Source organism: Paracoccus sp. (in: a-proteobacteria) (assembly GCF_047973135.1).
Taxonomy (GTDB): domain Bacteria; phylum Pseudomonadota; class Alphaproteobacteria; order Rhodobacterales; family Rhodobacteraceae; genus Paracoccus.
Map to the genome: position 1 here is coordinate 16,002 of NZ_JBKEBL010000322.1, position 13,587 is coordinate 29,588.

Here is a 13,587-nt window from a genome sequence, read left to right on the forward strand (position 1 = left end):
TCTTCAGGCGGCACCGATGTCGCGCGCCGCATAAGCTGCGTTGATACCCTCCAGCAAAGTCAGATCGCGCATCAGCGCGGTGCCGATCAGCAGCGCGTCGAACCCCGCGCCCAGCAGGGACATGGCCGTCCGCACATCGGCAATGCGGCTGGCAGCGACAGTCGCGGCGGGGCGGCGGTCTGCAATTGCCTGAACCAGCGCCAGACTGCGCGCCGGTCCCGTGCCCGCCCTTTCCCGAGTCGCGATGTCGGAATTGTTCACCGCGATCACGACAGGCAAATCGCGCGGAATTTCATGGGTCTCGGCCTCGGTCGCAACCTCGATGAACGGGGTCAGCCCAAGGCGCAGCGCCGTCCGGGTCAGCCGCGCCGTCTGACCCGGACGCATCAGCGCGACGGTGATCAGCGCGGCATCGGCCCCCAGATCGCGGGTTTCCCGCAGCGCAGCATCCGAGATCAGGAAATCCTTGCGCAGGATCGGCAGCCGCCCGGCCACGACCTGCGCAATACCGGCCAGCAACGCGGCATTTCCCCCGAACCAGCGCCCGGTCACGACCGACAGCGCCGCCGCCCCCTGCCCAAGATAGGCGCGGGCAATATCGGCGGGATCGCGCCCTCCGGTCAGATCAGCGCCCTTCGGATCGCGGCATTTGATTTCCGCGATGACGGGGCTGCGGCCGGGACGGGTGAGGGCGTCGAGGAAAACCATGCTAACTTGCCCTTGCCGCCACGTCGCCGGTCGCGGACAACGCGGTGAACAGCGCCTGCGCGGCACCGGTGGACAGGGCGTGGCGCGCCTCGGTCAGCGCGTGGCCAAGCCTGTCAGGACCGGCGGCCGTGCAGATCAACAGCGCGGCATTCAGCAGCACGCAATCGGTGGCGGCGGGCGGGCCGTTGCCTGCTAGGATCGCGCGGCTGATGGCAAGGTTGGCGTCCAGATCGCCGCCACGGATGTCGGCGGGCTCGCCCGCAGACAGGCCCAGATCGCAGCCAAGACGGCGGATCCTGTCACTGTCCAGCGACCACAGCTCATTGACGCTGAAGGAACATGCCTCGTCCAGCCCCAACGGGTTCGCGACCAGATGCACATTGCGCGGCCCCAGCCGCCCGAACACCTCGCGGTACCAGCCCAGATCCGACGCCCGCGCCACCCCGGTCAACTGCCCCGAGGATGGCAGCAGCCGCAGGAACGGCCCGATCCGGTTCAGCACCGGCGCGACGGATTTCAGCGGAAACGGGGCCGCCGCCATCGCCAGCCGTTTCAGCAGCGGCGAGAATGTGCCGGGCATGTAGAAGGCGATGCCAAAACGGTCCAGCATTTCTTGCGCCTGCGCCACGTCCTGCACCATAGCGATCCCCGAGGCGCGCAGGAAATCAACGGCACCGACATTGCTGCTATAGGCCGCCGAACCGGATTTCAGCACCCTCAGCCCGGTCGCGGCGGCGATGATCGCCGCCGTGGTCGAGATGTTGAACGATGGCAGGCCGCCGCCCGTGCCGACGATATTCACGGCGTTCCAGTCCTGCGCCAGACAGGGCTCGGTCAGCGCCGTTTCCTCGATCACCCGCACAAGGATTTCGGCAAGCGCCGGTTCCGGCGTCCGCAGGGACATGGCCGTCAGCAGCGAACAGATCGCATGCCGTTCGGCCTCGCCCCGCGCGGCGCGCAGCAGAAAACGCCGCAGCGCCTGTCCAGTCCGGTTATCGGCGCGATGCAGCAGCGCCTGCATGCAGGCGACAAAATCGTCATTTGGGTCACTGCCCATGTCGTCCCCTTTTGTCATCGCCTGCTCAGACCCCGCTTTTCGCCTCGATGAAGGCATGAATCTTGGCGACCGAGGCGAAATTCGCGGAATCCATTTCCTCGGGTTCGATGCGCAGGCCGGTTTCGGATTCCAGCGCCGAGATCAGGTTCAGCACGCCAAGGCTGTCGATGACGCCGGAATTGATCAGATCCAGATCGTCGCCGATATCAGCCGCAACGCCTCCGGGGACAAATTCGGTCACGATGAACTCTTTGATGTCGTCACGGCTTCTCATGATGTTTTCTCCATTTTCTGCTGAATATTCCCGGCCAGCCATGCCGCGACGGCGCGGCGGTCGATCTTGCCGTTGGGGTTGCGGGGCAGTGGCTGATCGCGGATCACGAAACGGTCGGGAATGGCCTGTCGGGGCAAGAGGCGGGCGCAATGAGCCTTGAGCGCGATCTGCCCCATCTCGGCCACCCGGCTGCTGGCGATGACGCAGATCAGTTGCCTGCCCCTGACATCGCAGGGCATGGCCAGCGCGACGACATCGCGGACCGGCGGATATTGTTCCAGTGCGGCCTCGATCTCGCGCAGGTCGATGCGCATGCCACGCAGCTTGATCGTGTGATCGGCACGGCCAAGGAAATGCAGCATGCCGTCGTGATCCTGACACACCAGATCGTGCGTCCGGTAATAGCGCTGGCCAGCCACCGTCACATGCGCGGCTTCGGTCTGGGCGGGATCGGTATATCCGGTGAACCCCGCGCCCGAGGCGGTCAGCAGCTCGCCGGACATGCCGCGCGGAACGGGGCGGCAGTTTTCATCGACGATCAGGAAATCGGCGTAAGCAACCGGCAACCCGATGGGCAGATCGCCGTCATCCGCCGCCTCGGTGACGGGTAGGGAAAAGACGAATGTGTCGTTGGTCTCGGTGCAGCCATAGATGTTATGCAGCGTGACCTGCGGGCCAAGTCTGGCCAGCCGGACGCGAGCAGAGCCGGGCAGAACCTCGCCGGTCGCACAGATCTGACGCAGGCTGGCGGGCGGCGCGTGACCGGCGGCGATTTCCGCTGCAATGGCAGTCAGCGGCGCGGGAACGGATTGCCAGAAGGTGATGGCGTGGTCGTTCAGAAACCGGATCAGATAGCGCCCGTTGGCCAATTGTCCCTCGGGCACCAGATGCACCTCGGCGCCGGCCGCCAGCCCTGCCCATAGATCCAGCAGCGATATGTCAAAGCCGAAAGGCGCATGGCTGGCCAGCCGGTCGGTCGATTGCAGACCGAAATAGTCGATCGCCCAGTCCACAAAGACATCGACGCCGCCCCGTCCCAGCCGCACGCCCTTGGGCCGGTTGGTCGAGCCCGACGTATACAGCAGCGCCGCATCCGCACCCGGCGGGCGCTGGTCACAGCGAACGGCCGCCCGCCGCGACAGGTCTGGCCCGACGAGGCGCAGACTGGCCTGCGGGCAATCCTGCCGGAACTGCGCCAGCGTGTCGTCATCGGCGACATAGACCACATCCGCCCCGCTATCTGCGATCATGTCCGCGCGACGGGACGCGGGCAGCGCCGGATCCATCGGCAGATAGGCCCGGCCCGCCAGCAGCGCACCCAGCATCACCGCGACCGCCGCCGGAGATTTCGGCAGGCCGATCCCGACTGGCAAGGACAATGGCGCGTCGGGCAGGTCGCGCAGCACCTGCGCCACCGAGGCCGCCTGCGCGATCAGTTCGCCATAGCTGACGGTGCCCCTGTCGGTGACGATGGCGCGGGCATCGGGCCGGTTGGCCGCCTGTGACATGATCCTGTCAATGGTCTGCATGAAATCCCCCCGACTGCCTACAGCCCAAGCGTCGCAGCGATGCGATTGCGCTGAATTTCCGAACTGCCGGAATAGATCACGCCGCCCACGGCATCGATCAGTTCGGTATCCAGCCCCGCCTCGGCCAGATAGCCCGCAGCACCGCGCAACCGCACCGCGTCCAGGGCCAGCTCAAGATTGGCCTCGCTGGTCAGCAGCTTGGCAATGGCGACCTCGCGCAGGGCCGAGCCGCCCTGCTCAAGCGCCTGCCCCGCGCGATACAGCCACATCCGCGCCGTCTCCAGCCGGACGAAATCATCCACGACGCGGTTCGAAACCGATTGAAAGGACGAAATCCGCTGATCGTCCTGATGGCGCTGGCGGACAAAATCGCGCAGCGCGTCAAAGCGGCGCTGCATCTGGCCCAGATGCGTCACAAAGGTCAGCAACACCTCGTATTTCATCACATTGTCCAGAATGGCATAGCCCATGCCCGGACGGCCCAGGACCATGGTGTCGGGCACAAAGGCCCCGTCCAGATACAGGGCGCCGAACTCGGCCGTTTTCAGCCCTATCTTGTCGGCCGGGGCCGAGACCGTCAGACCCGGCGTATCCGCCCGCACCAGAAAGGCCGAGAAGCCTGACAGGGCCGAGGCATCCTGATCGGTTCTGGCATAGATGACGATGGTATCGGCGAAGGGGGCGTTCGAGACATAGCATTTCTCGCCGTTCAGCCGCCAACCGCCGGGGACAGCATCGGCGCTGGTTTTCATCGTGAAGGCCGCCGATCCGGCATCGGGCTCCGATATGGCATGCGCGCCGATATTGCTGCCATCGATGACCCCGGACATCAGGCTGGCCTTGGCCTCGTCCGTGCCGAACCGGTGCAGCGGATAGCCCAGGGCGCAAAGATGCGTGCAGGCGGCAAAGCTGAAACCGTTGTCGGGGATGGTTTCGCCAATCGTCTCGAATATCCGCATCACGGCGGTCAGGCGGATATCCAGCCCGCCATGTTCGGCATCGAAAGGCAGCGCGAACAGCCCCGTATCGCTGAGTGCGCGCCAGGCGCGGCGCGGAAACCGGTCCGGACTGTCGGGCAATTCGCGCGCGATGACCTCGGCGGCGCGGGCAATGGCTTCGCGCAGTTCGACTTCGTCGGCGGACAGGCTGCTGTGAATCGTCATCAGGCGACCTTTTCCAGAGTATCGGGCAGGGTGAACATCAGGCAGGCATTCGAGCCGCCAAAGCCCAGGGTGGTGGACAGCGCACTGCGCCGGTCCAGCGGCACCGCGCGGCCAAGCGCCATGGGCAGCGCAATGGCGGGATCGGGCGTGTCGGAATGCGCCATCGGCGGAACCAGCCCATGCCGCAGCGCAAGAATGGTGATCACCGCCTCGATGGCGGCGGCGGTTCCCAGCAGGTGCCCGGTCACAGTCTTGGTCGAGCTGATGACCGGTGCGTCATCCGGCTGATCAAAGACCTGCGCGATGGCTTCGGCCTCGACCACGTCATTCGCAGGCGTACCGGTGCCATGGCAATTGACATAGCCGACCGCCCCGGCCTCGCTGCCCGACATGGCCAGCGCCTGCCGGATGGCGCGTTGCAGTCCCTCGGGCTGCGGTCGGGTCGAGTGATAGGCATCGCTGGTCAGCCCGAACCCGTCCAGCCGGGCCAGCACATTCGCCCCGCGTGCCCGCGCCGAGCGCTCGGTCTCCAGCAGCAACAACGCGGCACCATCGCCGATGATCATCCCGTCGCGATGCGCGTCAAAGGCGCGACAGTCGCGCGGCGACATGGCGCGCAACGCGTTGAACCCGGCGAAATCGGCAGGGCGCGCCTGATCGACGCCGCCAGCCAGAACCGCATCGGCCCGCCCCGCCCGCAGCATGCCGACGCCCTGCACGATGGCCGCCGCCCCCGAAGTGCAGGCGTTCGAGATCTGGCTGACCGGCCCGGTCAGCGACAGGCTGTCAGCCATGGCGAAAAGCACCGCATGGGGCATGGCCAAAGCCGGATCCATGTCGGGCGAATCCCCGGCGCAGAAGCGGTCAAAATCGGATCCGCTGGTGGTGCCGATGCTCAGCCCGACGCGCATGGCCCGTGGCAACGCCTTCGTCATTGCCAAAGCCTCGGTCGCGGCGGCAAGCCCGTGGATCAGCGCGCGCGACGACTGATCGGGCAAAGCTTGCGCGATGTCGGGACGACGCCGGGTCAGCACGGCCCGGATTCTGGCCGTGTCGGCCATGGTGTTGCGGCGGCAGCGGAAAGGAGCGGTGTCGAAATGCGCCCCCTCTTTCAGCCCGGCATCGCGATCCAGCAGGCGCTGCCACAACGTCGGCGTATCGGGTGCGTTCAGGCAGGCCGCGCCGATTCCGGTCACTACGATCCCCGCGCCCTTCATGCCGTCACCATTTTCGATAGCAGACTGGACAGAAGGGCATGCAGCGGTGCCGCACCCAGCCGGGCCGGATCGCCCACCGTCCGCGAATATCTGGGCAGCGGGACGCCCTCCTGCCCCCGATCACCTTCCAGCACCAGACAGGCGACCGTCTCGGTCAGCGCGCCCGAGGACAGCCGGGCGTGGTGTCGGCGGGTCTGCGGACCCAGCAACTCATATCCGACGACCACCATCCGCCGCGTCAACCCGGAATCCAGCATCGTCCGTGCGAAGGCCAGCGCCTCTGTCACCGATGCGGGTCCGCAAAGAAACGCCGTGGACGGCCCTGTCGCGCGATAGGCCATGCCCAGCGCCGCCATCGGATAGCCATGGGTCGCGATCGAGAAATCGGTCGGGCGGATGGCGCGCGGGCCGTCGCGATGCAGCGATTCGCGCAGCGTATCCAGAAATTCGGCGCAACCGTAATAGGAACCCGAGACAAAGCCCGTATCCGAACCCTCGACATCCCCGGCCTGCAACCCTGCATCCCCGAAGGCGGCGGCGACGCAATCGGCAATCAGCCGCGAGCTGCGGAAATGCCGGATCGTTCCGCCTTCGGGGGGGCGCGTCGGATAAAGCATGCGGATCCGACCCTTGATCGCATCAGGAATCGTGTCCGGCAGATCCGTGCCCGCAGCATCGCCCGGAACGTGCAGGCTGACTTTCTGGCGCAAGCACACAAGCGCGTGATCGTCAAAACAGCATCCTCCGGTTATCGTAAGACGACCTGTCATCAATATCATTCCTAAAAATTCTCCCGGCGGCTGAAATGAACGGGAGGGAAGGCCGCCGGGAGCCTGGGGTACAAGGAAATGGCGTCAGTAGCTGGATGAAGCGTCGCCGTTCAGGTCGTGAACCTCGTCGCCGCGCAGGGCCGGGGTAAACATGCAGACCAGCCGCATGCCGTTTTCACCGCCGATCAACTGATGCCGGTCATGGCGATCCAGCGCGTACATCGTGCCCGCCGTGATTTCATGCTCGGCCCCGGTGCTTTCATCGACAACCTTGCCCGAGCCCTCGACGCAATAACAGGTCTCAAGATGGTTGCGATATTCCAGAACCGAACAGGTATTCGGCGCGATCTGCGTGTCGGTCATCGAATAGCCCATGCCGTCGCGTTCGATAAGAAATCGGCGCGACTTCCCATTGCCCCACGAGACGTCGCGTTCGGTTCCTTCGATCTCGTCCAGCGTGCGAATGATCATGTCAATTCCTTGTTTCAATGGGTTGCGTCAAATGACGTAGGGGCGGCAGATTATCTGGCTATGGCCGCCGACAGTCTTGCGGCCAGATCGGTCATCTCGGCATTGTCGGCATAATTCGCCTGCAACGTCTGGATTTGGGCTTCGGCGCAGGTCAGGTCCTGCTGCTCGGCGCACAGTTTGCCCAAGGCGGCGATCATCCGCCCCTCTTGCAGCGAACCGCGCTTGAACGGGGCGTCACCCGACTCGACTTTGGTGATCAGAACCTGAAGGTCGCCGCGTGTGGTCTCGCGATAGCCAAAGATGTCGGGCAGGTTCATCGTCGTGGCGGCACGCATGGCGCGGATGTCGAAATTGTCGGGCTGCGCGATGATCGAACCCTCAAGCCATTTCAGCCCCTGCCGGACCGAACGAACGCGCGCAGGAATGAAGGACTGATCGCGGGCCTTCATGATATAGGCCGACCCAAGATAAGCCTGAAGCATCGGATCGGCCTTGAGGTCGGGCAGTTCGGACAGCTTGGCCACCGCCGAACGCGAGGCACCGTCAACCTGCATTCCCGCCAGACCATGCCAGGCAATAGCGACGTCACGGGCCGAATTATCCGTCTGAATCGTCTGTTCCAGCGCAGCACGATCCGAGGGGACATAGAACGACTGAATCTGGATGTTCTTGAGGTCATCCTTGTCGGCATGTGCCGGAAAGGCAACAAACAGCAGAATCGCCGCAACCACGGGCAATCGGGAAAACAACATACAACTCATTCCTAAAAAACACTTACGGTGTGGAATGACACATGTTGCAATGTCTGTCTGTTCGGGTCTGTTTTCCGGGGTATCGGTATGTTTCCAAAGATGCTGGAACGCTTTGGGTTGACCCTGAGGCCAAAAAAACAACAAAACCGGGTGTCATCCGAACAGGAATTTCCCGCTGCGGTTCTAGGATACCACCTGCGCTGCGCAGGGCCAATCGACCCGTACTGCCAACCCCCCGCCCTCACGGTTCCAGATCTGCATCTTGCCATCGGCGCGCGCCACAATGCGAGAGCACAGATAAAGGCCCAGGCCAAGCCCCCCGCCGGTTGAAAACCCGCGCGCCTTATCTTCCTTCAGGAAGGGCTCTCCCAGATCCTCGATCAGTTCCTCGCTGACACCGCAGCCCCGATCCGCAACCATCAGCGTCAGCGTGTCATGCCCATGAAAGGCCGAGATTTCGATCCGCGAATCGGGCGCATAGCGCAAAGCGTTCGAGATGAAATTGTTCAGCAGCAATTCAAGCCGCATCCGGTCGATATAGAGATACCGTTTCTGCAAGGGCAGATCAAATTCCACCCGGCCCTCGGCGGCGGCGGTCGCGATTTCTACGATGCAATCCGGAAACAGCAATGGCGGGGCCGAGTTGTCTTCGGCCTTGTCCTGCAGCGCCTGAACCGAGATCAGCGTGCGGAACAGAAGGTTGATCCGCAAAAGATTGTCGGTGATCTTGGACCGCAGCGCGGGATCCTCTATCCGTTCGGCCTGAAACATCAGCCGCGCGATGGGGCTGAAAAATTCGTGTCCAATGGCGATCAGCATGTCGCGCTTGACCCGTTCGGCCCGCCGCAGCGCCACGGCCATGGAATTGACGCGATCCTCAAGTTCCCGCAGCTCGCCCCGCCCGGTGGGTTTGACGCGCTTTTCAAGGTTGCCCTCGCCAATCTCGCGCACGGCATCGGTCAATGGTGCCACGGGCGCGACCGTCCGGCGGACCACGACGAAGGCAAGAATCAGGATCAGCAGGATGACGGCCGGGCCGCCCATCAGCTTGGCCCGCGCCATGAAAGACATGCCAGTTACGAAATCGGTAAAGACATAGATGCGGTCGTGATCACGCAGAACGAACACGTCCTCGCCATTCACCGATGCTTCGTAAGAGGTTCGGCCCGGCTTTTCGGCCAACAGCGTTTCGACCTGTTCGGCGCTCATCTCGATCCCGCCGCCATGCATCTCGCGCTTGTCGTCACGGACCAACAGGCCGATATTCAGTTCCCGCGCCAACCTGTTCACCGCCTCGGGCGAGGGATCGACCCCCAGCGGCCGGACGACCTGCTGCGCCAGAAGCTGGGAAAGCTGGTTCCTCGGATGTTCGGGCAGGATGCCGCTGAGGATATAGATTGTTGTCAACCCGACCAGCACCGAGGCCAGAATGAAAGTCAGCGACAATCTGGTCGAGGTGCGATAAAGAAAATGCCGGTCGATCAGATCACGTATACCCGGCATTCGACGGACCCTCGACAAGCTCGTCTATGAAATAATAGCCCTTGCGCCAGACGGTCCTGACGAAATGCGGCTCATCCGCGCGGTCGCCCAGCGCCTTGCGCAGCCGCGAGACGTGAATATCGACCGAGCGCGACAACAGTTCGACATTGTAGAAATTCACATTGGTCATGACTTCGTTGCGGGTGATCAGCCGTTGAGAGTTCTGCACGAAATACACAAGCATCTCGAACTGAAACGAGGTCAGTTTCAGCCGCTCGCCATGCAGAAAGGCCTGCCCCAGCGGCAGGTCGATCATCAGCCCCGCCCGCGTGTACAGCTTGCCAGTCACCGCCGCCGTTTCGCCGCTGCGGTTGCCGGGGCCGACGCGTCGCAGGATCGCCTTCATCCGCGCCAGCAATTCCTGCGGCAGAAAGGGTTTACGCAGGAAATGATCGGCACCCGCCTCGAAGCCCAGTACCTGTTCGAAACTGTCGCAATAGGCCGACACGAACAGAATCGGCAGATCCGCCATCCGGCTGCGGGTTTCCTCGCAGAATTTGAACCCGTGCTTTTCCGGAAGCATGACATCCAGCAGCAGCATCGAGATCTTTTCGTTCGCAAGAATCCTTTCAGCCTCGCTGGGCTTGTGGGCCACGATTACCGGAATGTGATAGCCACCAAGGAAAGTCGAAATTTCCTCACAGAAATCCGTGTCGTCATCAAGGATCAATACGGGATTTTCTACGCTCAACATTACCAACTACTGCCAGAAAGAAATCATTAAACTTGAATGTATAGTTCGATGAATAACATTTCGCGGAACGGTTGTACATGTATGGCACAGAACCCGGCGAATTTCCGCCACCCCCACAAAATTCACAAAAAATTCAATTGGATAGATGCGGCGCTTAATAAGGCTGCTCAATCGCCGCAAGGGATTGCATCATCAGCGGCCCAATCTCGGACGGCGGCGCGCCTCGCTGTTCCATCTCGCCCAGTTTCAGCGAATTGCCGACAACCATCTTTCCGCGCGGCAGACGCCGGGCCATGAAGGCCCGCATGGCGCTGTCATAATCCCCTGCCCTGTCCAGTTCATCGACCAGAACAATGGCATCTTCAACCGCCATCCCGGCACCAGAGGCAAGATGCGGTGTCGTGGCATGGGCAGCGTCGCCGATCAGGATCACCCGGCCCACATACCACGGATCCTCCAGCAGAATCGTTTCCAGCGGTCTGGCAAGGATCGGAGTGCTTTCATCCATCCCTTCGCGCAGCCCGTCCAGTGCCGGATAGGGCGTCAGCATGTCGCGAAGCCGTGGCAGCAGCTCATCGGATTCGTATCTCGGCTTTTCTGTCACATTTTCCAGAACGAACAGATACATGGCATCCGGCGCGCAGGGGGTAAAGCCGATTTTCAGCGGGCCGAAATACATCCGCCCGTTTTCCCACCCCTCGGGCAGGGCAAATTGCGCGCGCCAACAGACCTGCCCGGTGTAGCGGGGCTTTGGTGCGTCCGGCATGATCATTCCGCGCACCGAGGAAAACAGCCCGTCCGCGCCGATCGCAAGGTCATAACGGCCCGTGGTCCCGTCGCTGAACACGGCATCGACACCGCCCCCGTCCTGCGCCAGCGACGTCGCGGTCAGGCCGGTACGCACCGAAACACCAAGCGCCGCCATCCGCGCCGCCATCATCCGGTGCAGTTGGGGACGCATCACGCCGCCTTCGCGGGGGACGTCCGGCGCAAAATGACGCTTGCCTGTTACCTCGTTGAATTTGGTCCCGTCGGGTGTAAACATCTCAAGCTTGTCGTGAAGATGACCATTTTCTATCAACAGTTGCGCAAAGCCCAGGTCGCACAACGCCCGCGCAGTCAGGACCGACAATGTAACCCCGGTTCCGGCGACCCCCCAGTCCTGCGCGATATCGACAAGCTCGACCTTCACCCCATGCTCGGCCATGCGGATCGCCGTGGCTGACCCGCCGATCCCGCCCCCAATGACCAGAACCTTCGCCGCGTGTTTCGCCAGATTGCCGCACATCGCCTTCCCCCCGGTGTGACGTCGCCTCCTCGCGACGATTCCGGGCAATCTAGCGAGGCGTGACTTGTCGGTGAAATCGATAGATCGGATTTTCATTATCTGATTTGCCGATCAGTCAGCCGAAGCCGCCGCGACAATCTGATCACAGACCCATGCGATGCATTCATCGCCCTTGGAATAGCTGTGCCATTGCAGTGCCTCGACCAGTTCGGGAATCACAACCGGCAGCGGTAACAGCTTCAGCGGCATCATCCGGGCAAAGACCTGCGCCATGCTACGATGCATCAGCGCAAGGTTTTCTGTTCCCTCGACCAGAAACGGCAGCGCCGCGAAACTGCCGGCCACCGCCGCGATCCTGCGATCCGAGCCGCGATTTTTCAGAAACCAGCTCTCATAGGACGGCGTATGCGTCGGAAACATCACCGTCGCATGGCGAGCGGCAAAAAACTCGTCTTCGGTGATCGCGTCACCGACGCTTGTGTTTCCCTGCCAGGCAACGACGACATAGCCATCGGTGAAAAACGGGCGCGAGGGATGGTCGGGCGACAGGTTCATCTCGGGCATGGCGAGGATATCGACCTCTCCACGCTCAAGCCTCTCATGCGGTTTGACGGCCGGAGGCTCGATCACCAGCGTTATATCGGGGGCCTGCGCGGCGATCCTGCGGACCGCTTCGGACAGAACGGAAATGGTGATGAAATCCGATGCAATGATGCGGATCGTGCGTGCCGTTGTGGCCGGATCAAATTCGGGGGACTGGATGATCGTGCCCTCGATCTGCATCAGTGCGGCGCGCACCTTGTCGGCCAGTGCCATCGCGCGCGGCGTCAGCACCATCTTGCGGCCGACCTGCACAAGGATTTCATCGCCGAAATAATCCCGCAGCCTCGCCAGCGCCCCCGAGGTCGCCGACTGGCTGAGACACAGCTTGTCAGCAGCACGGCTGACATTCCGTTCGGTCAGCAAGATGTCCAGAGCGACAAGAAGGTTCAGATCAAGACCTTTGAACCGCATGGCACCGCCTATCGATGAAACAAATCCAGCCTATCCAAAAAATCGCTTTTGTAAATCCACCTCGCGCGCACAGCATACGCAGCGAACAAAGAGGGGATCATGGCTCACGTGATGTTCAGCCTTGCGGGCAGGCGTGCCCTTGTAACCGGGGGCGCAAGCGGGATTGGCAGCGCGATTGCGCGGGCATTTGCGGATGCCGGCGCGCAGGTTGCCATTGCCGGGGACCGCGCCGACGAACTGCGCGATACGGCTGACCGGATCGGAGCCATCGCCCTGCCCTGCATGCTGGGAACGCGCAAAGCCGCCGAAACGCTTGCCTCTCAGGCGCACGCAAAGCTGGGGCCGGTCGATATTCTGGTATCGAATGCTGGGATCGAGGGACCGGTGACGGGCATCGCCGATCTGGACGAGGCCACTTACCTGCGCGTCTTTGACGTGAACCTGCATGCCGCGACCTGGCTTTCCGCCGCTCTGATTCCCGGCATGGCAGCGGCGGGGGGCGGATCGGTGATCCTGATGGCCAGCATCAGCGCAATGCGCGGCAATGCGGCGATTGCAGCCTATTCCATGTCCAAGGCGGCGCTGGCGCAACTGGCGCGCAATATCGCGGTGCAATTCGGTCCGCAGAATATCCGCGCCAACGCCATTGCGCCGGGCCTGATCGAGACGCCCTTCGCGCGCGGGCTGATGTCGGATCCCGGTTTCATGGATCGGCGCCTGCGCGCCACCCCTTTACGCCGCGTCGGCCAGCCCGACGAAATCGCCTCAACTGCGCTGTGGCTGGCCTCGCCCGGAGGGGCCTTCGTCACCGGTCAGACCATCGCGGTCGATGGCGGCACACTGATCCATGATGGCAGCTAGGCAGCCGACTCATAAAACTCGATCCACAGCCTGACCGAAGCCAGTTTGATCATCGACAGGAAGTTGCGTGACGTTTTTTCGTATCGGGTTGCGATACGGCGGAACGAAGCTTTCAGCCTGCCAAAGAACCGCTCGATTTTGTTGCGCTCCCGGTAAAGCTCAGCGTCAAATTCGGCGGGCAGTTTGCGGTTCGCCTTGGGAGGGATCACGGCGGTTGCACCCTGTTCCCAGATCATGTCCCTGATCC

The 13,587-nt window shown here is 62.8% G+C and carries 15 protein-coding genes; 1 reads left to right on the forward strand and 14 read right to left on the reverse strand.

The window, feature by feature from the left end; genetic code table 11:
• Positions 1-3: 3 nt before the first annotated feature.
• The 13 genes from ACK5L9_RS23010 to ACK5L9_RS23070 form a co-directional block, all read right to left on the reverse strand.
• Positions 4-708, reverse strand: a complete 705-nt coding sequence (locus ACK5L9_RS23010) for a hypothetical protein (protein ID WP_416913785.1) — start codon at positions 706-708, stop codon at positions 4-6.
• Between the two features lies 1 nt (position 709).
• Positions 710-1,765 (reverse strand): anthranilate phosphoribosyltransferase, encoded by a 1,056-nt coding sequence (locus tag ACK5L9_RS23015; RefSeq protein ID WP_416913786.1) that lies wholly within the window; start codon positions 1,763-1,765, stop codon positions 710-712.
• A gap of 25 nt (positions 1,766-1,790) precedes the next feature.
• Complete coding sequence (locus tag ACK5L9_RS23020; protein WP_416913787.1) at positions 1,791-2,039, reverse strand: acyl carrier protein; 249 nt, start codon at positions 2,037-2,039, stop codon at positions 1,791-1,793.
• Positions 2,036-3,568, reverse strand: coding sequence for an amino acid adenylation domain-containing protein (locus ACK5L9_RS23025; protein WP_416913788.1), 1,533 nt, complete (start codon positions 3,566-3,568; stop codon positions 2,036-2,038). Before ACK5L9_RS23025 ends, ACK5L9_RS23020 begins: the two co-directional genes overlap by 4 nt.
• Before the next feature lie 17 nt (positions 3,569-3,585).
• Entirely contained in the window at positions 3,586-4,731 is a 1,146-nt protein-coding gene (locus tag ACK5L9_RS23030; RefSeq protein WP_416913789.1) for an acyl-CoA dehydrogenase family protein, read from the reverse strand.
• Positions 4,731-5,948, reverse strand: coding sequence for a beta-ketoacyl-[acyl-carrier-protein] synthase family protein (locus tag ACK5L9_RS23035; RefSeq protein ID WP_416913790.1), 1,218 nt, complete (start codon positions 5,946-5,948; stop codon positions 4,731-4,733). The genes ACK5L9_RS23030 and ACK5L9_RS23035 overlap by 1 nt, the downstream gene beginning before the upstream one ends.
• A complete protein-coding gene (locus tag ACK5L9_RS23040) occupies positions 5,945-6,718 on the reverse strand; it encodes a beta-ketoacyl synthase N-terminal-like domain-containing protein (RefSeq protein WP_416913791.1) in 774 nt (257 codons plus the stop codon). The genes ACK5L9_RS23035 and ACK5L9_RS23040 overlap by 4 nt, the downstream gene beginning before the upstream one ends.
• An 84-nt stretch (positions 6,719-6,802) precedes the next feature.
• Entirely contained in the window at positions 6,803-7,189 is a 387-nt protein-coding gene (locus tag ACK5L9_RS23045; protein WP_416913792.1) for an ectoine synthase, read from the reverse strand.
• A 50-nt stretch (positions 7,190-7,239) separates the two neighbouring features.
• Entirely contained in the window at positions 7,240-7,941 is a 702-nt protein-coding gene (locus tag ACK5L9_RS23050) for a hypothetical protein (protein WP_416913793.1), read from the reverse strand.
• Positions 7,942-8,124: 183 nt separating this feature from the next.
• Positions 8,125-9,444, reverse strand: coding sequence for an ATP-binding protein (locus ACK5L9_RS23055; RefSeq protein ID WP_416913794.1), 1,320 nt, complete (start codon positions 9,442-9,444; stop codon positions 8,125-8,127).
• A complete protein-coding gene (locus ACK5L9_RS23060) occupies positions 9,428-10,153 on the reverse strand; it encodes a response regulator transcription factor (protein WP_416913795.1) in 726 nt (241 codons plus the stop codon). The genes ACK5L9_RS23055 and ACK5L9_RS23060 overlap by 17 nt, the downstream gene beginning before the upstream one ends.
• A 178-nt stretch (positions 10,154-10,331) precedes the next feature.
• The gene (locus tag ACK5L9_RS23065; RefSeq protein ID WP_416913796.1) at positions 10,332-11,465 is read right to left on the reverse strand and encodes an FAD-dependent monooxygenase; all 1,134 of its coding nucleotides are present in this window, start codon (positions 11,463-11,465) and stop codon (positions 10,332-10,334) included.
• A 111-nt stretch (positions 11,466-11,576) separates the two neighbouring features.
• Entirely contained in the window at positions 11,577-12,479 is a 903-nt protein-coding gene (locus ACK5L9_RS23070; RefSeq protein ID WP_416913797.1) for a LysR family transcriptional regulator, read from the reverse strand.
• Positions 12,480-12,578: 99 nt separating this feature from the next.
• Here ACK5L9_RS23070 and ACK5L9_RS23075 point away from each other — a divergent pair, with 99 nt between their 5' ends.
• Entirely contained in the window at positions 12,579-13,340 is a 762-nt protein-coding gene (locus tag ACK5L9_RS23075; RefSeq protein WP_416913798.1) for an SDR family NAD(P)-dependent oxidoreductase, read from the forward strand.
• Here ACK5L9_RS23075 and ACK5L9_RS23080 read toward each other — a convergent pair.
• Positions 13,337-13,587: transposase (locus ACK5L9_RS23080; RefSeq protein ID WP_416913799.1), on the reverse strand; the 251-nt coding region annotated here is incomplete at its 5' end. The genes ACK5L9_RS23075 and ACK5L9_RS23080 overlap by 4 nt on opposite strands.

Coding starts and splice junctions, on each gene's coding strand:
- ACK5L9_RS23025 (WP_416913788.1), bottom strand. CDS start 3,568: ATGCAGACCATTGACAGGATCATGTCACAGGCGGCCAACCGGCCCGAT.
- ACK5L9_RS23030 (WP_416913789.1), bottom strand. CDS start 4,731: ATGACGATTCACAGCAGCCTGTCCGCCGACGAAGTCGAACTGCGCGAA.
- ACK5L9_RS23015 (WP_416913786.1), bottom strand. CDS start 1,765: ATGGGCAGTGACCCAAATGACGATTTTGTCGCCTGCATGCAGGCGCTG.
- ACK5L9_RS23050 (WP_416913793.1), bottom strand. CDS start 7,941: ATGTTGTTTTCCCGATTGCCCGTGGTTGCGGCGATTCTGCTGTTTGTT.
- ACK5L9_RS23035 (WP_416913790.1), bottom strand. CDS start 5,948: ATGAAGGGCGCGGGGATCGTAGTGACCGGAATCGGCGCGGCCTGCCTG.
- ACK5L9_RS23040 (WP_416913791.1), bottom strand. CDS start 6,718: ATGACAGGTCGTCTTACGATAACCGGAGGATGCTGTTTTGACGATCAC.
- ACK5L9_RS23055 (WP_416913794.1), bottom strand. CDS start 9,444: ATGCCGGGTATACGTGATCTGATCGACCGGCATTTTCTTTATCGCACC.
- ACK5L9_RS23070 (WP_416913797.1), bottom strand. CDS start 12,479: ATGCGGTTCAAAGGTCTTGATCTGAACCTTCTTGTCGCTCTGGACATC.
- ACK5L9_RS23065 (WP_416913796.1), bottom strand. CDS start 11,465: ATGTGCGGCAATCTGGCGAAACACGCGGCGAAGGTTCTGGTCATTGGG.
- ACK5L9_RS23045 (WP_416913792.1), bottom strand. CDS start 7,189: ATGATCATTCGCACGCTGGACGAGATCGAAGGAACCGAACGCGACGTC.
- ACK5L9_RS23075 (WP_416913798.1), top strand. CDS start 12,579: ATGGCTCACGTGATGTTCAGCCTTGCGGGCAGGCGTGCCCTTGTAACC.
- ACK5L9_RS23010 (WP_416913785.1), bottom strand. CDS start 708: ATGGTTTTCCTCGACGCCCTCACCCGTCCCGGCCGCAGCCCCGTCATC.
- ACK5L9_RS23020 (WP_416913787.1), bottom strand. CDS start 2,039: ATGAGAAGCCGTGACGACATCAAAGAGTTCATCGTGACCGAATTTGTC.